This window comes from Roseobacter sp. (assembly GCF_045106495.1).
In the GTDB taxonomy this organism is placed as follows: domain Bacteria; phylum Pseudomonadota; class Alphaproteobacteria; order Rhodobacterales; family Rhodobacteraceae; genus Roseobacter.
The window spans coordinates 104,471-120,995 of sequence record NZ_JBGCEQ010000017.1; the positions used below are offsets into that span (position 1 = coordinate 104,471).

Sequence of the window (16,525 nt, forward strand, 5' to 3'; positions counted from 1 at the left end):
TGGGAGTGCGACCAACTGGCCGTGTGCCGAGAGGGTGCCATGTCTTCAGGAAATAAGGGTCGCTATCGAACGCGCATGACGGACGCGCCTTCGGACCTACGCGCGGCGCAAGTGCTTCGGGCGCAGTGTTTCGGGCTGGACAAACCTCTGGACCGGGATGCATTCGATGACCGTTGCACTCATTTTCTCATCCATGAACGCAAAAGCGGCGCGCTTGTCTGCACGTTCCGCATGCTCGATGTGACGGGTGCGGACATTTCGGCCAGTTACGCGGCACAGTTTTATGAATTGTCGGCTTTGGAGAAATTCGACGGCAAAATGGTCGAACTTGGCCGGTTCTGCATCGCGCCGGAGGCCAAAGATCCCGAGATCTTGCGCGTGGCCTGGGCCGCGATGACGACTTATGTTGATCAGCATGACGTCAAACTTCTCTTCGGGTGTTCTTCCTTCGCGGGGACGGAAATGAACACCTATCTGGATGCCTTTGCTGTGCTCAAGGCTCAGCACTTGGCCCCAACGCGGTGGTTGCCCCGCGTCAAGGCACCCGATGTGTTCCGTTTTGCCGCGCGGTTGCGCCGGAAACCAAACATGAAAAAGGCGCTCGCCCATATGCCGCCTTTGCTGCGCACCTATCTGATGATGGGGGGGTGGGTCAGCGATCACGCAGTGGTCGACCGTCAGATGAACACCTTGCATGTTTTCACCGGTGTCGAGATCGGCGCAATCCCTGCGACACGCAAAAGATTGCTGCGCGCTTTGTGCTAGGGCGTTGCCCGCCCGCCCGGGATTTACACAGCCTGGGTCACAAGATGCGTTGACGCTCGCCCAGATGCGGATTAGCTGCGGCACATGGCACGCATACCTTTGTTACAACTCAACGACATTTCGCTGACTTTTGGCGGTGATCCGGTTTTCGAAGACCTCAGCCTTGTCGTTCAGCCCGGCGATCGGCTGGCACTGGTCGGGCGCAATGGCTCCGGCAAATCCACCTTGATCAAGGTCATGGCCGGACAGGTCGAACCGGATGTGGGGGAGGTGGTGCCAGGTCCCGGCATTTCGGTGGGGTATATGGAGCAAGACCCCGATCTGAGCGGCTTTGAAACCTTGGGGGATTTTGCGGCCCATGGGTTGGAGCCTTCCGAGATGTATCTGGTGGAGCGGGCCGGTGAGGGCTTGAAGTTTGATCCCGCCCGCCCGGTTGAAACCGCGAGCGGCGGCGAAAGACGGCGCGCCGCCTTGGCGCGGCTGATGGCGGGTAGCCCCGATCTGATGTTGCTGGATGAGCCCACCAACCATCTGGATATCGAGGCCATCGCCTGGCTGGGAAACGAGCTGAAACAAAGCCGCAAGGGCTATATTATCATAAGCCACGACAGGGCGTTTTTGCGCGCGCTTACCCGCGCCACACTTTGGGTGGATCGCGGTGCGGTGCGGCGTCAGGAGAAGGGGTTTGCCGATTTTGAGACCTGGCGCGATCAGGTCTGGGAAGAGGAAGACACCCAGCGCCACAAACTCAACCGTAAGATCAAGGCCGAGGCTCGCTGGGCGGTCGAGGGCATTTCAGCACGGCGCAAACGCAATCAGGGCAGGGTGCGCGCCTTGCAAGAACTACGTGCAGAACGTGGTGCCCAGATCAAACGTCAAGGCACGGCGGCAATGGCGCTGGACTCGGGTCCGAAATCTGGGCGCAAGGTTATTGAGGTCACGCAGATCACCAAGACCTTTGGCGACAAAGCCATCCTGAAGCCTTTTTCGCTCACGGTTCAGCGCGGCGACCGGATCGCCTTTGTCGGGCCCAATGGAGTGGGCAAAACGACCTTGCTGAATATGCTCATCGGTCGCGAAGAACCAGACAGTGGCACGGTCAAGCTGGGCACAAACCTGGAAATTGCGCTATTCGATCAGGCCCGCGCGCGGCTTGATCCGGATATGAGCCTCTGGGACAGCCTTACAGGTGACCCGGACATGCGCGTCTCAGGCAAGGCCGATCAGGTCATGGTGCGAGGCGCCCCGAAACATGTGGTGGGCTATCTCAAGGAATTCCTCTTTGACGAGGCACAGGCCCGCGCGCCGGTACGGTCGTTGTCGGGGGGCGAGAAAGCGCGGTTGCTGCTGGCGAAGATCATGGCCCGTCCCAGCAATCTCTTGGTGCTCGACGAGCCGACCAATGACCTGGACGTGGAAACGCTTGATTTGATGCAGGAGCTTTTGGGAACTTACGATGGCACCGTCTTGCTGGTCAGCCACGACAGGGACTTTCTGGACCGGGTTGCCGCTACGACAATCGCCATGGAGGGCGATGGAAAAGCGACCGTCTATGCAGGTGGTTGGACCGACTACATCCGCCAGCGTGGTCAGGATGATTTCGCGGATAGCGTGACCGCCTCGAAATCATCTGGGGGTTCGAGCAAACCCAAACCGGCGCAGAAAACCGGGTTGAGTTTCACTGAAAAGCACCGGCTGGAGATCTTACCCGCGGAGATCGCCAGATTGGAGGCGGAAATTGCCAAGTTGGAGGAGCTCTTGAGCGATCCGGCGCTTTTCAATGACCAGCCTGTCAAGTTTCAAAAAGCAACGGATGCGCTGGTGGAACGCCACGAAAAATTACAGTCAGCTGAAGAGGAGTGGCTGCTTCTCGAAGAGAAATCCGGAGCTTAAACCAGACGGATCGTATCGCCTCGATGTATGGCTCCGCTTGAGATTATGCGACAATTCAAACCTGATCGATGTTCCAAGAGGTCACATATTGTCATTTTTGTGATCATATCGAGGTAACGGCAGGGCGTGTTCAATCGTCCTCCTTCCAACACAACCTGGCCCACCGAAAAGCGCCTGCCGACCAAATGATTCAACGGGACATCTTGAGTTGTGAGGTTGCGCCGGTGCTCTTGCGGTTCCACTTTAATGTCGTGGTCCCGCATCAAGGCTTCCAGTGTTTCCTGCTCGATCAAAGTCACCTCGCGCACATCGGGAAGCGCCGAATAAGTGCCCTTATCCACGCCTTTGGCATAGCGATCACCTGCAATGCCCACGCCGGCCATCAGCTCGGCGGTATCGTGCGCGATCATAGGCGCGCGTGCACGGGTCGTTGTGTGGATGGTCAGCAATTTTCCTTGCCACATTTCGTTGCCTTTCACTGCACGCTTTCTTGCTAACGCATGCGCAATGCGCCGTCGATACGGATCACCTCGCCGTTCAGATAACCACATTCTACAATGAAACCGGCGAGGCGCCCGTATTCTGCCGGGTCACCTAGTCGCGGCGGGCAGGGGACATCCGCGGCCAGTTGTGATTGCACGTCTTCTCCCAGGCCGGCGAGCATGGGCGTCATGAAAATGCCGGGTGCGATGGTCATCACGCGGATGCCGGTCTTGGCCAGATCGCGCGCCATGGGCAGGCACAGCCCGACCACGCCGCCCTTGGACGCGGCGTAGGCCACCTGTCCCTTTTGCCCGTCAAAAGCCGCGATGGAGGCTGTATTAATGATCACCCCGCGCGCGCCATCTGCCTCGGGGGCATTGCCTTGCATCGCTTCAGCCGCCAGACGCGACACATTGAAGGTACCCACCAAATTGATGTCGATGGTGCGTTGAAAATCGGGCAGGGGATGTGGCCCTTCACGCCCAACCGTTTTGATGGCATCCGCAATGCCTGCGCAGTTCACAGCAGCTGTGATCAGACCCATTTTTTCAATTGCATAGGTTACGGCGGTCTGAACCGATGTTTCATCGGTCACATCGGTCTGTACAAAGTGACCGCCAATGTCCTGCGCGACCTGCATTCCGCGGGTGCTATCGCGGTCAAGCAGGGTAACCTGAGCCCCTTGCGATGCAAAATAGCGCGCCGTTGCCTCCCCCAGTCCGGACGCGCCGCCGGTGATGATTGCAGATGTGTCGCCGAGATGCATGCGTTCCTCCAAAATATGAACACACGTTCATTTAATCATGGAAGATTGCTCGCTGTCTAGCTGTTGCCCATTAAACGGTTGTCCCATCGCGCGATGGGTCTGAGCGCGTGGCTGAAAGGCGGCCACCAGACCCATGTGCCGCCCAGCCTACGCGTTTGGGCGCCAGTGCCCAATTTGAAACGGGCTAGCCCTTGACCCTCTTCGGTGTCGAGCGTTCCCAACTCCAGATGTTCTATGCCCTTGGTCTTGCACCAGCAGATCACAGACCACATCAAGAGGGTGTGCGCCGAAGTAATCCGCCCCGACGCCCGGGAATGGCCGATGTGATAGCTGGCCTGCACGCCATGCCGCAGGATCAAAATCGCGGCTACAGGTTCACGCCCCCAAAAAGCGGTAAAGAGTTTTGACTGGCCCCGGTTTTCGCGTCCGTATGCCAGGGTGAGTGCAATGGGCCAGCTGCGATAACGCCGGCGCGTCTGTTGCAAGGAGTCAGCCTGGAGCAACCAATGCCCAGCATCATCCGGCATGTTTTGACGCGTGATGCAAAGATCTTGCCGCTGTGCGTGTTTGAGACGGTTGCGCCACTTCTGGTGCAAGCCCGCCATCAGACTGTCCGTATCCGGGCGCAGATCCAACCCTGCGACACTACTGGGGCTGACCAGAGGCAGCGCGCCGTTTGAGTGCAATCGCATCGGGCTGTCGGGGGCCAGAATTACGGGGCCGCGCGACGTCAAAGATCTTGCAGTATCCATCAAATGCGTCGCAGATGCTGCGCGCGGACGCGCGATCATTTGGACCGGCAGCGGCCCGAATTTGCGGTGCAAAACAAGTGTGCCATCATTCAGCCGTTGGACAGGCATGTCCAGGCTCCGCAAGGCCCGTTCAAACGCATCGCTTTGTTGCAAAGAACTTGGCTCAGGAAAGGGTGCAGCATCAAACATGGGCGCAATTAACGGGTAATTTACCTAATTGCCGGTTAATGCAGCCATGAAAAAGACTGTCCAAGGCGTGACTGCCCCCGCACCCCGCATGACAAAGACCGCTGCTTTTCTGATCGCAACGGGCCTGTCGATTCCGGTATTTGCGATTCTGTCGCTGGTGGAATGGATCTGGCTCTAACCCAGTTGCACCAAGGCGTGTCGTTTCTTACCTGCGCTGAGTTTGATCGGGCTTGATAGCGCCGCCGCATCGATCATCAATCCTGCATTGGTCAATGGCTGATCATCCAGGCGCGCGCCGTTCTCTGCAATGAGACGCTTGGCTTCCTTGCCTGAGCCTGCCAGTCCGGATTTTACAATCAGCTGAACGATGGAAATACCCGCGCCCAGTTCGTCGGACGAAAGCGATAAAGTTGGCAAATCGTCCCCCACACCGCCCTTTTCAAAGACTTCTCGCGCCGTGGCTTCTGCGGCAGCCGCCGCATCTACGCCATGCAGTAGCGCAGTGATCTCATTGGCAAGACGCACCTTGGCCTCATTGATCTCCGCCCCTTCAAGCGCGCCGAGCCGATTGCATTCATCGACAGGCAGTTCCGAATAGAGCTTCAGGAACCGGCCGACATCTGCGTCGGTCGTGTTGCGCCAAAATTGCCAAAATTCATACGGGCTGAGCATGTCGCCATTCAACCAGACCGCGCCGGACTGGGATTTGCCCATTTTCTTGCCATCCGAGGTCGTCAGCAAGGGCGAGGTCAGGCCATAAACCTCGCCGTCGATGACCCGACGCGTCAGATCTATCCCGTTGACGATATTGCCCCACTGATCTGAGCCGCCCATCTGGAGGACACAGCCGTAGCGCCGGTGCAGTTCCATGAAATCATAGGCCTGTAGGATCATATAGTTGAATTCGAGAAACGACAGGGATTGTTCCCGATCAAGCCGTGATTTCACGCTCTCGAACGACAACATCCGATTGATTGAAAAATGCCGCCCGATGTCGCGCAGAAAATCCAGGTAGTTCAGACCATCCAGCCATTCGGCATTGTTGATCATCAGGGCATCTGTTGGCCCATCACCGTAGGTCAGATAGGCGCTGAAAACCCGTTTGATCCCGGCAATATTGTCATCAATTGCATGCGCGTCCAGTAACGGGCGTTCATCGGCGCGAAACGATGGATCGCCGACTTTGGTTGTGCCACCGCCCATTAATGTGATCGGCTTATGGCCGGTTTTTTGCAACCAGCGCAGCATCATGATCTGGATCAGCGAGCCAACATGCAGCGACTTGGCGGTGGCGTCAAACCCGATGTAGCCCGGCTGAACGCCTTTGAGCAGCGCGTCGTCCAAGCCTTGATAATCCGTGCAGTCGGCCAGAAAGCCGCGCTCCATCATGACGGCGACAAAATCGGATTTGGGATGGTAGGTCATCTTGCTTGCTCTCGGCTTGAATTGCGATCACTCTATAGGTGGTGAGCAGACAAAGGAAAAGGCTTTGAAAAGAGCCATTGCGAAAACGGGCAATGTCACGGCATTGGGCGCCATGAGTGGCACCTCACTGGATGGTGTGGATGCGGCGATCCTTTCGACGGACGGGCAGCGCATTGACGCGTTTGGTAAAACATCATATCGCCCTTATTCTGCGCAAGAACAGGTAGTTTTGCGTGCCGCTTTGGGACAATGGTCCGGGGAGGCCGTCTATGCGGCGCAAAAAGTGGTGGAAAAGGCGCACAAGGACTTGCTCGAACCCTTCGGGCAGGTGGACCTGATCGGGTTTCATGGTCAGACTCTGGCGCACGCACCGCGCACCCGCGGGACCTTGCAGGTTGGCGATGGGGTTTGGCTTTCGCAGGCTTTGGCCTGTCCAGTGGTGTGGGATTTTCGGACAGCGGATGTGGAGCTAGGCGGCGAAGGCGCGCCACTTGCGCCGTTTTTTCATTTCGCTCTGTCGCAGCATATCCGCGCGGAAACGCCCTTGGCATTTCTGAACCTCGGCGGTGTCGGAAACATCACCTATGTGGACCCGGGCTATTCAAAACCAGAGGAAACTGGCGCTTTGCTGGCTTTTGACACGGGGCCAGCAAATGCGCCCTTGAATGATCTATTGCAGGCGCGCCTGGGGCTAAGCTATGATAAAGACGGCAAAATCGCCCGCAGCGGTACCGTGGAACAGGGCGCGTTAGAGCTGTTTCTGTCTGAACCCTATTTCGCAAAAGTGCCTCCTAAATCATTGGACAGGAACGATTTTTCGGAAATGATCGCTTTGGTTTCAGAGCTTGATGACGCAGATGCTGCAGCCACATTGACTGCCATGTGTGCAGCCGGAGTGGCAGAGGGAATGCGGCATTGTCCTCATCCGCCGTCGCGTGTGTTGGTTACGGGCGGTGGGCGGCACAACCCGGTCTTGATGAAAATGCTTGCTGTCTCTCTGGAATGCCCGGTCGCACCGGTTGAAGAGGTTGGGCTGGACGGCGATATGCTAGAAGCGCAAGCGTTTGCTTACCTGGCCGTGCGGGTTGCACGCGGATTGCCAACTTCATGTCGCGGCACCACCGGGGTGCGGATGGCCGTGGGCGGTGGAACGGTTAGTTGGCCGTAGAGTTATTTTCGAATAGATACAGTGCGTACCAGTCACGTGAGGTCTTCGATGTAATGGTTTGATAAAATGCACCTATTTATCGCGAGGAATGTCGAACCCTTGCGGTGCTAAAGTGAAACCTTCAAATTGAAAACCCGGTGAAACGGTGCAACTGACCAACGTGTATTCCCCGGTGGTTTTCGCTGCTTGCCAATGGTCTTTCGGGACAATCAGTTGCGGAGCGCCCTGGGTCAGATCTGCAGACAAAACATGATCTGTGGCTGGACCGGCTTCTGTTGCGCTCAGCGACAAAATCAATGGGGCGCCAGAATGGTAAAGCCAGATTTCTGTTGCATCGACACGGTGCCAGTGGCTGGTTTCGCCGCCGGCCAAAAGAAAGTAAATACAGGTGCCGCTGGGCCGTGCGTCGCCTTTGGCCACCCATGTTTGACGATAGTGGCCACCTTCGGGATGGGGCGATAGGTCAAGGTGCGCGATGATTTGTTCTGGTGTCATGGACATAGGTTAGTCCGGCATCGCGGATAGGCCAAGGAATATGATGAAGGATTGCACTCGGCTGAGGCAGCGCCTTCATCACACCGATTTGCAAGGCGGCTAGATTTAAAACACATTAGAAAATCGACGCAAGATAATGATTTTACGTTATATTCTGGGTCAATTCACAGCATAAGTTCATAGAACACTAAATGCCTTTCAGTGCCTGGTGGCAGGTCCGAATAGGGGCCGCGCGATTTGAAGCCCAGCTTTTCATACAACCTTTGCGCGCCTGTAAGCCAAACAGAAGTATCGAGCAGGACCCGTCTGTAACCATCTTTGCGGGCTTGGTCGATCAACGCCTTTGACAGCATTTGACCAGCGCCAGTACCACGTCCGCTTTTGCGGATGAAAACGCGTTTTACTTCCGTATCAGTACCTTTGAGAGGATGGGTCATCCCACACCCAATAGGCTTGCCGTCATGTTCAATCAGCATAATCACACCACGGGGGCGAGCGTGTTTTACCGGCAGCTCTTCCATCAGAGTGGCATAAGCATCTTTCGGGTAGAAGGTTTCTGCGATCTCTCGCATGTCTTCATTGAACCCGATGAGGAAGTCGCGATACTCCCAGCACAGTTCTTGCACCACAGCAAGATCGCGCGGCATCTCTGCCACGCGCACCATGATCTCACCCATCAGCGCAGAATGGAGCGACCGGCGTATTGAGCCGTTTCACCCAAAGCTTCTTCGATGCGGATCAATTGGTTGTATTTCGCCAACCGGTCGGAGCGGGCAAGGGAACCTGTTTTGATCTGCCCGCAGTTCGTGGCGACGGCCAAATCGGCGATTGTGGCGTCTTCAGTCTCGCCGGAACGGTGCGACATTACATTGGTGAAACCCGCGCGATGTGCCATGTCTACAGCTTTAAGAGTTTCCGTCAAGCTACCGATTTGATTTACTTTTACCAGCATGGAATTCGCAGATTTCCGCTCGATACCCTGAGCCAAACGAACAGGATTAGTGACAAAAAGATCATCGCCTACAAGCTGAACACGGTCGCCAAGTGCTTCGGTCAGGGCGTGCCATCCGTCCCAATCATCTTCTGACATGCCGTCTTCAATCGAGATGATCGGGTAGTCATCCACCAGCGCCGAGAGGTATTCTACATTCTGCGCCGAGGTGAGCGTTTTACCTTCACCGGCCAGAACATATTGCCCGTCTTTGTAGTATTCGGTCGCTGCGCAATCCATCGCTAGATAGATGTCATCGCCAGGCTTGTATCCTGCCTTTTCGATTGATTTCAAAATGAAATCAAGGGCATCCCGTGTGGAATTAATGTTCGGGGCAAAGCCGCCTTCGTCGCCAATGCCGGTTGAGAGACCGGCAGCAGATAGTTCTTTTTTAAGGGTATGAAACACTTCGGAGCCCATACGGACCGCGTCGCGGATGTTATCCGCTGCCACTGGCATGATCATGAATTCCTGAATGTCGATGGGGTTGTCGGCGTGTTCTCCCCCGTTGATGATGTTCATCATAGGGACTGGCAAAAGGCGCGCCGAGGTGCCGCCAATGTAGCGATAGAGCGGCTGGGTGCAGTAATCTGCAGCCGCTTTTGCCGCTGCCATGGAGACACCGAGGATCGCATTTGCACCTAAACGGCCTTTGTTTTCAGTGCCGTCCAGCTCGATCATAACGGAATCGATCTCAACCTGTTCGGTGGCGTCAATGCCGACCAGAGCTTCGGCAATCTCGCCATTGACCGCGGCACAGGCCTCCAGAACGCCCTTGCCCATGTAGCGCGATGTGTCACCGTCCCGTCGCTCAACCGCTTCATAAGCTCCGGTGGAAGCGCCGGATGGCACGGCAGCGCGGCCCATCGTGCCGTCCTCAAGGATCACATCGACCTCGACCGTTGGGTTGCCGCGGCTGTCGAGGATTTCGCGTGCGTGGATGTCGATGATCGTGCTCATGTCAGACTCCTTTGAAAACTGTTAACCGGGTCATAGCGGGCTGGGCCCGGTAAGGAAAGTGTTAGGCATTGTTAGCGCGAACATTAGTTTCCCGCCAGAGCGTGTAAAGCCCGGATGCCACGATAATGAAAGCGCCCAGAAGCGTCCAGAAATCGGGGCGTTCGCCAAAAACGAATACGCCAAGGATGAGCGCAAAGATGATTCTGGAGTAGCGGAACGGCGTCACAAAACTGACCTCTCCCACGCGCATGGCGGTTACGATCCCGTAGTAGGCGATAATCCCGATGAGCAAAGCGGCGGTGAAATAGAGCCAATTGGCTGCGGACACCGGCACAAAGGATGTGCCGTTGAACCACATCAGCACGCCTGCCGCGGGGATGATCGCCAGAAAAGCCAGAAAGCTGAGCTGCATGGTGGTTGTTGCCTTGGGCACGCGCCGGGTCGCCAAATCCCGTATGCCGAGGCCCACAACCCCCTGTAATGCAAAAAGAGATGACCAATCAAAGGCTTCCAAGCCGGGGCGGATGATCATCAGGACGCCCATGAAACCCACCAAAATGGCCGACCAGCGGCGCCATCCGACAGATTCTTGCAAGAACAGGGCAGCGCCAAGCGTGACAAAAAGGGGCGTCGCTTGAAGTATCGCCGAGGCGGTCGACAGGGGTGTTAGAGCAATCGCTGTGACAAATCCCAAAGAACCGATCATTTCCCCCAGGGCCCGTAGGACAATTGCGGGTGTGAGCATGGCTCGGGAAAAGAGCGGCTGCCGTTGAAAGACCAGAATACAGCCAACCAAAACGGCGCTGGCCAAACCCAGCATGCCAATGATTTGGCCAACGGGTAGGGCGATGGCCATGAATTTGATCAGCATATCTTCGATAGCAAATGCGAGCATTGAGAAAAACATGAAGGCAGCGCCCCGAAGATTGTCCATGAAATATCCTTAGGGGTGTGCATCCGAGCCATAGGCGCGTTGGCTTCCGACTCCCAGATGTGACGATTGAGGTCAAGGCCCGGCGTGGGTTTCTATTGGGTCTCGGATCTCGTGGTGTGCCACGGCGCCGTCAACCGCGCCGCGAGTGATTTGCAAGCCGAGCAACTTGTGTTGCCACCAAAGAAGCGTCATGCGCGTGCAGTGCCGCTTGGCTCATCAAAGGCTCACGTTATGGACGAATGGTTCAGATTAGCTTTTTTTGAGTGGGACACCGTAGAGTTCCAGCCTATGTCCGCGCAACTCATACCCCAGCTTCCGGGCGATCCTGTCTTGCAATTCCTCGATTTCGGCGTCCACGAATTCGATGACCTCTCCGGAATTCATGTCGATCAGATGGTCGTGATGGTCCCGTTCGGCGTCTTCGTAACGCGCACGCCCGTCGCCAAATTCCAGTTTGTCCAAAATGCCCGCTTCCTCAAAAAGCTTCACCGTCCGGTAGACGGTCGCAATCGAGATGCCCGCGTCAATGGCGGATGCGCGAGCGTAGAGTTCTTCGACGTCCGGATGATCTTCGCTGTCTTCCAGTACCTGGGCAATAACGCGCCGCTGCCCGGTCATGCGCAGGCCTTTAGCTTCGCAGCGTCTGATGATGGATTTGTTCATGTCGGTGCCTTTGAATCGAGGCCTGCAGGTGTAGCGACATTTTCGCCATGCGGCCAGACGCGTTTTGAACGATGTGTTGACTTTTGCCACTGAAACCTCCATCTGCACGTCAAGCGATGCCTTCTGCCGCGTGAGCAGTGCTGAGCGCCAAAGCCAAAAGCTTTATGATGCGCTCCTTTTCAGAGGCTCGTCGATGTTCCCAAAATCACGCGTGGGTCCAAACGCAACGGACAGGTTCTTGGCAATTGGCCGTACCTGCGATCCGTTTGCGTGTCCCAAGCGGTGCCCTTGTTGGCACGGTGAAAATATTGGTGCGTCCCATGCGGCGCGCTGGAAAGAAAAGAATGAGCGATTTTGATATGATGGACCTGCCGGTCAAGCTGGTGGCACGTCTTGATGAGATGGGTCTGAAAGACCCAACCCCGATCCAGAAGCAGGCAATCCCACATGCTCTGAACGGTCGGGATGTGATGGGTCTGGCCCAGACAGGCACTGGTAAAACGGCGGCTTTCGGGGTGCCGATTGTTGCGCAGATGATGGCGCTCGAAGGGCGTCCTGCGCCGAAATCGGTGCGTGGTCTGGTTCTGGCCCCGACCCGTGAGTTGGCCACGCAGATCAGCGTAAACCTGCGCGCCTTTGCCGAAGGCACGCCGATCAAGGTGGCGATGGTTGTGGGTGGTCAGTCAATTAACAACCAAATCAAACGGTTGGAGCGCGGTGTTGATCTGTTGGTGGCGACGCCGGGACGTCTGCTTGACCTGATGGATCGGCGCGCTGTGCGCCTCGATGAGGCGGTGTTTTTGGTGCTTGATGAGGCTGATCAGATGCTGGACATGGGCTTCATCCATGACTTGCGCAAGATCGCAAGTGTGATCCCGAAAGAACGCCAGACGATGCTGTTTTCGGCCACCATGCCCAAGCAAATGAACGAATTGGCGCAGAGTTACCTGCGCAGCCCCATCCGTGTGGAAGTCTCGCCTCCGGGCAAGGCAGCAGACAAGGTCACACAAGAAGTGCATTTTATCGCAAAATCCGAGAAGCCCGGCTTGTTGATCGAAATGCTAAACAAACACCGTGAAGAACGGGCGTTGGTGTTTGGGCGCACAAAACATGGCTGTGAAAAGCTCATGAAAAACCTGGTCAAGGCGGGCTATGCTGCGGGATCCATCCACGGCAACAAATCGCAAGGCCAACGGGATCGCGCCATTGCCGCCTTCAAATCGGGCGAAATCAAAGTGCTGGTGGCGACGGATGTTGCGGCGCGGGGGCTCGATATTCCGGATGTGAAACATGTCTATAACTTCGACTTGCCAAATGTACCGGAAAACTATGTGCACCGGATCGGTCGTACCGCGCGCGCCGGCAAGGATGGCGCAGCGATCGCCTTCTGTGCCCCCGATGAGATGGGCGAATTGAAGGCCATTCAAAAAACCATGGGGCTCAGCATCCCGGTGGGATCAGGACGCCCATGGGAAGCTGTTGACATTCCTGAGGGCACCAAGCCGAAAGGTCGGGGCCGTGGACGCGGTCGTGGAGGACGACCGCAGGGCGGTGGCAACGGAGCTGCAGGCCAGCCACCACAGGCCAAGAAGCCAGGCGGCGGTCGCAACAGACGAAGGGGTCGAAAACCTGAGGGGGGCGGTCAACGCGCGGCCTAGCGCGCAATTTCGTGAATCAAGCCATGTATGAATTTCCCGCGGTGTCTGCCAAAGCACCGCGGGGTAATTTTTATGTGTAGAGCGACGGCACCCCTAGCTGTTCGTGAATACCATTGACCGTCTGTGCATCCAGCCCATAGGCCTGTGCCAGACTGTGCAGATACTTTGCCTCGGACTGATCGTCCAGATTGATGCCCATGACAGACATCGCGTAAATCTGGCTTTCCATGCCGCTTGGTGTGTCCTTGACCAAGGCGTCTACATCCACCGGCGCCTGCAGCTGACTTTGGACAAAGCTTGCTTCTTCCGCGTCCACGTCATCGCCCAGTTGGCCCAGTAGTTTTTCGCGTTCTGCGTCATCCAATTTGCCGTCGGATTTGGCGGCCTGGATCATGGCGCGCAGCATCAATGCTGCCGCTGCTTCCTGGTCTGCGCTCGGTTCAATCTCCGGCTGAGGCGTGGCGTCGAACGCGGAGTTCAAAACTTCCCCAAAACTGGCGTTACTGGTTTGTGGTCGGGCTTGTGCCTGACCTGTGAGCGCGCCCAAGAGCCCGCCTGCGCCTGCGCTTCCCGCAAGACCCGCCAACATGTCCTGGAGCCCGCCGCCGCCCTGCGTACCGCCCAGACCTTCCAGCAAACCACCCAGACCGCCCTGCAACCCACCTGCAGACCCGGCCGCTGAGGAGCCACCCAAGAGACCGCCGAGCATATCCTGTAAGTCACCGCCCATGCCCGCGGTTCCCTGACCCGTGCCTGTTCCGGCAGTGACATTGCGCATCATGTCTCCAATGCCGCCACCGCCGCCTTTCATCATGCTCTGCGCGCCCTTTGCGACGGCCACACCAATGGCCACCTTGGCCAGCGTTTTCATCAAACTCATTTTGGAAATCCCCCAACGTTTTCAATATGTGCGTTGAGTGTGACATCATTTGGCGGGACCGTAAGGGGAATAATCGCGTTGCGGCACCTTTTTGCCATCGGTTGATCTGCCTATGTGATCACCGGCAATTGACATTTCGACGCGTGCGACGCTCTGTGCGGCATGGAACCGAAATCACACATGGATGCCTTTGGGGCGACGGCTCTGATCGCCTTTGCACTGCATCTGGCCTTTAATCAGGTGGTGATCAAGCTCACAAACGGGGGGTTTGGGCCGGTCTTTGCGGCTGGATTGCGCTCGGCAGGAGCGGTACTGGTGTTGCTGGTCTGGATGCGCTTGCGCGGCGTCAGCTTTGAAGTGCCACGCGCGGCCGTTCCGGCCGGTATTTTGTCAGGCAGCCTCTTTGCTCTTGAATTCATGTGTCTTTTTTCCGCACTGGACTTCACGACTGTCAGCCGGGCTTCCGTGATCTTTTATTCCATGCCCGTTTGGCTTGCGATTGCCAGCCACTTTCTGAACCCATCTGATCGGCTGACCGGGTTGCGGACCATTGGTTTGATTCTTGCCATGTGCGGCGTCGGACTTGCCTTGCTGGACCGAAGCGATACCACCGCCAGTCTGATCGGGGATGTTTTGGCGTTGACCTCTGCGCTGTGTTGGGCTGGCATCGCGCTTTGCCTCAAGATCACACCGCTCAAAACCGTGCCGCCTGCGCAGCAACTGATGTTTCAGGTCGTGATCTCCGCGCCGATCCTGCTTTTGGCCGCTGTGCTCTTTGGTGACCTTGTACGGGATTTGCAAATCATCCACATCGCTGGGCTATTATTCCAAATCGTCGCTGTGGCAAGCTTAGGTTTTCTCGCCTGGTTCTGGCTTTTGACCATTTACCCGGCGTCTTCCGTGGCGTCTTTCAGCTTTTTGTCACCTGTCTTCGCAGTGCTTCTGGGGTGGTTGCTATTGAATGAAGACGTTGGCCCAAAGGTTTGGATTGCCTTGGCGCTCGTGGCAGCCGGGATATTTCTGATCAATTGGCGGCCAAAAAGAACGTGAAATTACGTGCCACAGAAGGTTGCGGGCACCCGCTGCGCCTTAGTCGGCGGTCGCATCAGGTCGGTATCCTCGGTGCTGTAAGGGTCTGACAAAGCCTTCAGCAAGCGTTCAAATGGTGCATCATCCCCAGCGACCGCTGCCGTGATCATTTCTTCAATACGATGATTGCGTGGAATGATCCTCGGCGAGGCCGCTTGCATGACGGCGTTCGGCCCATCCTCAGTGGCAATCCGGGCTTGCCAAATCTTGGCCCAGGTTTCATAGGCATCGAGGTCCAAAAACTGGTCTTTTGCATCGCCCCGTGCCAAAGCGTCGAATGTATTGGTGAAATCTGCACCGTCCTGTTGCATCAAATTCAGCAAATCAGAGATCAATGCCGCGTCTTCCGGCTTTGGGTTAGCGATGCCCAATTTCGCTGCGAATTCTGACAGCCAGGCTGCTTCGACCTGCGCAGGCATTGCGTGCACGATCTCAGTAGCCTCGTCCAAAACGGTTTTCGGATCATCATAGAGCTGCAACAATGATGTCGCCAGCTGTGCCATATTCCATACGATGATGCGTGGCTGGTTTGAATAAGCATATCGGCCCGTTTGATCAATTGAACTGAAAACGGTATCTGCATGAAAGTCGTCGATGAATGCGCAGGGCCCGTAGTCTATCGTTTCACCGGAAATCGTGCAGTTGTCGGTGTTCATCACGCCATGAATAAAACCAACGGACATCCATTTGGCCACCAAATCTGCTTGTGCCTGGCAAACTGCGCGCAACAGGTCCATCGGCCCGTTCGCCTGTGGGTAATGTCTTTTGATGGCATAGTCCGTAAGGTTCTGTAGTTCTTCTTTCTGACCACGGTGGGCAAAAACCTCAAAGGTGCCGACGCGCAGATGGCTTTTGGCAACCCGTGTCAAAACCGCACCTGGCAGCACGGCCTCTCGTATGATGTCCTCACCTGTCCGTACAGCGGCGAGTGCGCGGGTCGTTGGAATACCAAGTGCATGCATCGCTTCCGATACAATGTACTCGCGCAGAACCGGGCCAAGCCATGCCCGCCCGTCGCCCATCCTGGAATAGGGTGTCGGGCCGGAACCCTTGAGTTGAATGTCCCTGCGGACGCCATCTGAGGCGATGACTTCTCCGAGCAAAAGTGCCCGTCCGTCGCCAAGTTGCGGATTGAAGCTTCCGAATTGGTGACCTGCATACAGTTGTGCCAGGGGGTCAGCGCCCTCCGGAACAGACACTCCGGAGAAAACAGCTGCAATCTCATCTCTGTCCGCGCCTGATATCCCAAGCATGTCACCCAGTTGCTTGTTATATGCCACCAAGTTGGGCGCTTGGACCGGTTTTGGGTTCAGACGCGTGTAAAAGGCGCTGGGCAGGCGGGCATAGCTGTTATCAAAAGGAGCGGTAAGGGTCATCTGAGACATATGGTCTTTGCGTGACAGATTTCCACATT

The 16,525-nt window shown here is 56.5% G+C and carries 17 protein-coding genes; 6 read left to right on the plus strand and 11 right to left on the minus strand.

Annotated features, from left to right (window positions below; genetic code table 11):
- The first annotated feature begins 39 nt into the window (after window positions 1–39).
- Window positions 40–765, plus strand: a complete 726-nt coding sequence (locus AB8B75_RS12495) for a GNAT family N-acetyltransferase (RefSeq protein WP_405362661.1) — start codon at window positions 40–42, stop codon at window positions 763–765.
- Between the two features lie 84 nt (window positions 766–849).
- Window positions 850–2,658, plus strand: a complete 1,809-nt coding sequence (locus AB8B75_RS12500; protein ID WP_405362663.1) for an ABC-F family ATP-binding cassette domain-containing protein — start codon at window positions 850–852, stop codon at window positions 2,656–2,658.
- Here AB8B75_RS12500 and AB8B75_RS12505 read toward each other — a convergent pair.
- Genes AB8B75_RS12505 through AB8B75_RS12515 form a run of 3 tightly spaced genes read right to left on the minus strand, consistent with a single transcriptional unit; the run spans window position 2,655 to window position 4,767 of the window.
- Complete coding sequence (locus AB8B75_RS12505; RefSeq protein ID WP_405362665.1) at window positions 2,655–3,137, minus strand: MOSC domain-containing protein; 483 nt, start codon at window positions 3,135–3,137, stop codon at window positions 2,655–2,657. The genes AB8B75_RS12500 and AB8B75_RS12505 overlap by 4 nt on opposite strands.
- A 14-nt stretch (window positions 3,138–3,151) precedes the next feature.
- Complete coding sequence (locus tag AB8B75_RS12510; protein ID WP_405362666.1) at window positions 3,152–3,907, minus strand: SDR family NAD(P)-dependent oxidoreductase; 756 nt, start codon at window positions 3,905–3,907, stop codon at window positions 3,152–3,154.
- A 56-nt stretch (window positions 3,908–3,963) separates the two neighbouring features.
- Window positions 3,964–4,767: a GNAT family N-acetyltransferase gene (locus AB8B75_RS12515; RefSeq protein WP_405362668.1), complete on the minus strand. Its 804-nt coding sequence runs from the start codon at window positions 4,765–4,767 to the stop codon at window positions 3,964–3,966.
- Window positions 4,768–4,894: 127 nt separating this feature from the next.
- On the opposite strand from AB8B75_RS12515, the gene AB8B75_RS12520 reads away from it, so the two are divergent.
- On the plus strand, window positions 4,895–5,026 hold the full coding sequence (locus AB8B75_RS12520) for a hypothetical protein (protein WP_405362669.1): 132 nt from the start codon (window positions 4,895–4,897) through the stop codon (window positions 5,024–5,026).
- On the opposite strand, the gene tyrS is transcribed toward AB8B75_RS12520, so the two are convergent.
- Window positions 5,023–6,273 carry a tyrosine--tRNA ligase gene (gene tyrS / locus AB8B75_RS12525; RefSeq protein ID WP_405362671.1) on the minus strand — a complete coding sequence of 417 codons (1,251 nt, stop codon included), beginning with the start codon at window positions 6,271–6,273 and terminating at the stop codon, window positions 5,023–5,025. The two genes, AB8B75_RS12520 and tyrS, sit on opposite strands and share 4 nt — an antisense overlap.
- A 64-nt stretch (window positions 6,274–6,337) precedes the next feature.
- On the opposite strand from tyrS, the gene AB8B75_RS12530 reads away from it, so the two are divergent.
- Window positions 6,338–7,441, plus strand: a complete 1,104-nt coding sequence (locus AB8B75_RS12530; RefSeq protein WP_405362673.1) for an anhydro-N-acetylmuramic acid kinase — start codon at window positions 6,338–6,340, stop codon at window positions 7,439–7,441.
- A 72-nt stretch (window positions 7,442–7,513) separates the two neighbouring features.
- Here the strand turns inward: AB8B75_RS12530 and AB8B75_RS12535 are convergent, their stop codons facing one another.
- The 5 genes from AB8B75_RS12535 to AB8B75_RS12555 all read right to left on the minus strand — a co-directional run bounded on the left by AB8B75_RS12535 (window position 7,514) and on the right by AB8B75_RS12555 (window position 11,484).
- Complete coding sequence (locus tag AB8B75_RS12535; RefSeq protein ID WP_405362724.1) at window positions 7,514–7,936, minus strand: cupin domain-containing protein; 423 nt, start codon at window positions 7,934–7,936, stop codon at window positions 7,514–7,516.
- Between the two features lie 164 nt (window positions 7,937–8,100).
- On the minus strand, window positions 8,101–8,601 hold the full coding sequence (locus AB8B75_RS12540) for a GNAT family N-acetyltransferase (RefSeq protein WP_405362675.1): 501 nt from the start codon (window positions 8,599–8,601) through the stop codon (window positions 8,101–8,103).
- A gap of 11 nt (window positions 8,602–8,612) precedes the next feature.
- Window positions 8,613–9,887, minus strand: a complete 1,275-nt coding sequence (gene eno, locus AB8B75_RS12545; RefSeq protein ID WP_405362677.1) for a phosphopyruvate hydratase — start codon at window positions 9,885–9,887, stop codon at window positions 8,613–8,615.
- A gap of 61 nt (window positions 9,888–9,948) precedes the next feature.
- Complete coding sequence (locus tag AB8B75_RS12550) at window positions 9,949–10,821, minus strand: DMT family transporter (protein ID WP_405362679.1); 873 nt, start codon at window positions 10,819–10,821, stop codon at window positions 9,949–9,951.
- Between the two features lie 249 nt (window positions 10,822–11,070).
- Window positions 11,071–11,484 carry a Fur family transcriptional regulator gene (locus tag AB8B75_RS12555; RefSeq protein WP_405362681.1) on the minus strand — a complete coding sequence of 138 codons (414 nt, stop codon included), beginning with the start codon at window positions 11,482–11,484 and terminating at the stop codon, window positions 11,071–11,073.
- A gap of 344 nt (window positions 11,485–11,828) precedes the next feature.
- Here AB8B75_RS12555 and AB8B75_RS12560 point away from each other — a divergent pair, with 344 nt between their 5' ends.
- A complete protein-coding gene (locus tag AB8B75_RS12560) occupies window positions 11,829–13,142 on the plus strand; it encodes a DEAD/DEAH box helicase (RefSeq protein WP_405362682.1) in 1,314 nt (437 codons plus the stop codon).
- Window positions 13,143–13,212: 70 nt separating this feature from the next.
- On the opposite strand, the gene AB8B75_RS12565 is transcribed toward AB8B75_RS12560, so the two are convergent.
- Window positions 13,213–14,022, minus strand: coding sequence for a DUF533 domain-containing protein (locus tag AB8B75_RS12565; RefSeq protein ID WP_405362683.1), 810 nt, complete (start codon window positions 14,020–14,022; stop codon window positions 13,213–13,215).
- Between the two features lie 162 nt (window positions 14,023–14,184).
- Between AB8B75_RS12565 and AB8B75_RS12570 the strand changes: the two genes are divergently transcribed.
- Window positions 14,185–15,072, plus strand: coding sequence for a DMT family transporter (locus AB8B75_RS12570; RefSeq protein ID WP_405362684.1), 888 nt, complete (start codon window positions 14,185–14,187; stop codon window positions 15,070–15,072).
- A 2-nt stretch (window positions 15,073–15,074) separates the two neighbouring features.
- On the opposite strand, the gene AB8B75_RS12575 is transcribed toward AB8B75_RS12570, so the two are convergent.
- Window positions 15,075–16,487, minus strand: a complete 1,413-nt coding sequence (locus AB8B75_RS12575; protein ID WP_405362726.1) for a protein adenylyltransferase SelO — start codon at window positions 16,485–16,487, stop codon at window positions 15,075–15,077.
- Window positions 16,488–16,525: the final 38 nt, after the last annotated feature.

What these genes read in the sequence shown, in the direction of transcription:
- AB8B75_RS12495 (WP_405362661.1), top strand. Translation starts at nt 40, where the DNA reads ATGTCTTCAGGAAATAAGGGTCGCTATCGAACGCGCATGACGGACGCG.
- AB8B75_RS12500 (WP_405362663.1), top strand. Translation starts at nt 850, where the DNA reads ATGGCACGCATACCTTTGTTACAACTCAACGACATTTCGCTGACTTTT.
- AB8B75_RS12510 (WP_405362666.1), bottom strand. Translation starts at nt 3,907, where the DNA reads ATGCATCTCGGCGACACATCTGCAATCATCACCGGCGGCGCGTCCGGA.
- AB8B75_RS12515 (WP_405362668.1), bottom strand. Translation starts at nt 4,767, where the DNA reads ATGCCTGTCCAACGGCTGAATGATGGCACACTTGTTTTGCACCGCAAA.
- AB8B75_RS12520 (WP_405362669.1), top strand. Translation starts at nt 4,895, where the DNA reads ATGAAAAAGACTGTCCAAGGCGTGACTGCCCCCGCACCCCGCATGACA.
- tyrS (WP_405362671.1), bottom strand. Translation starts at nt 6,273, where the DNA reads ATGACCTACCATCCCAAATCCGATTTTGTCGCCGTCATGATGGAGCGC.
- AB8B75_RS12535 (WP_405362724.1), bottom strand. Translation starts at nt 7,936, where the DNA reads ATGACACCAGAACAAATCATCGCGCACCTTGACCTATCGCCCCATCCC.
- AB8B75_RS12540 (WP_405362675.1), bottom strand. Translation starts at nt 8,601, where the DNA reads ATGGTGCGCGTGGCAGAGATGCCGCGCGATCTTGCTGTGGTGCAAGAA.
- eno (WP_405362677.1), bottom strand. Translation starts at nt 9,887, where the DNA reads ATGAGCACGATCATCGACATCCACGCACGCGAAATCCTCGACAGCCGC.
- AB8B75_RS12550 (WP_405362679.1), bottom strand. Translation starts at nt 10,821, where the DNA reads ATGGACAATCTTCGGGGCGCTGCCTTCATGTTTTTCTCAATGCTCGCA.
- AB8B75_RS12555 (WP_405362681.1), bottom strand. Translation starts at nt 11,484, where the DNA reads ATGAACAAATCCATCATCAGACGCTGCGAAGCTAAAGGCCTGCGCATG.
- AB8B75_RS12560 (WP_405362682.1), top strand. Translation starts at nt 11,829, where the DNA reads ATGAGCGATTTTGATATGATGGACCTGCCGGTCAAGCTGGTGGCACGT.
- AB8B75_RS12565 (WP_405362683.1), bottom strand. Translation starts at nt 14,022, where the DNA reads ATGAGTTTGATGAAAACGCTGGCCAAGGTGGCCATTGGTGTGGCCGTC.
- AB8B75_RS12570 (WP_405362684.1), top strand. Translation starts at nt 14,185, where the DNA reads ATGGAACCGAAATCACACATGGATGCCTTTGGGGCGACGGCTCTGATC.
- AB8B75_RS12575 (WP_405362726.1), bottom strand. Translation starts at nt 16,487, where the DNA reads ATGACCCTTACCGCTCCTTTTGATAACAGCTATGCCCGCCTGCCCAGC.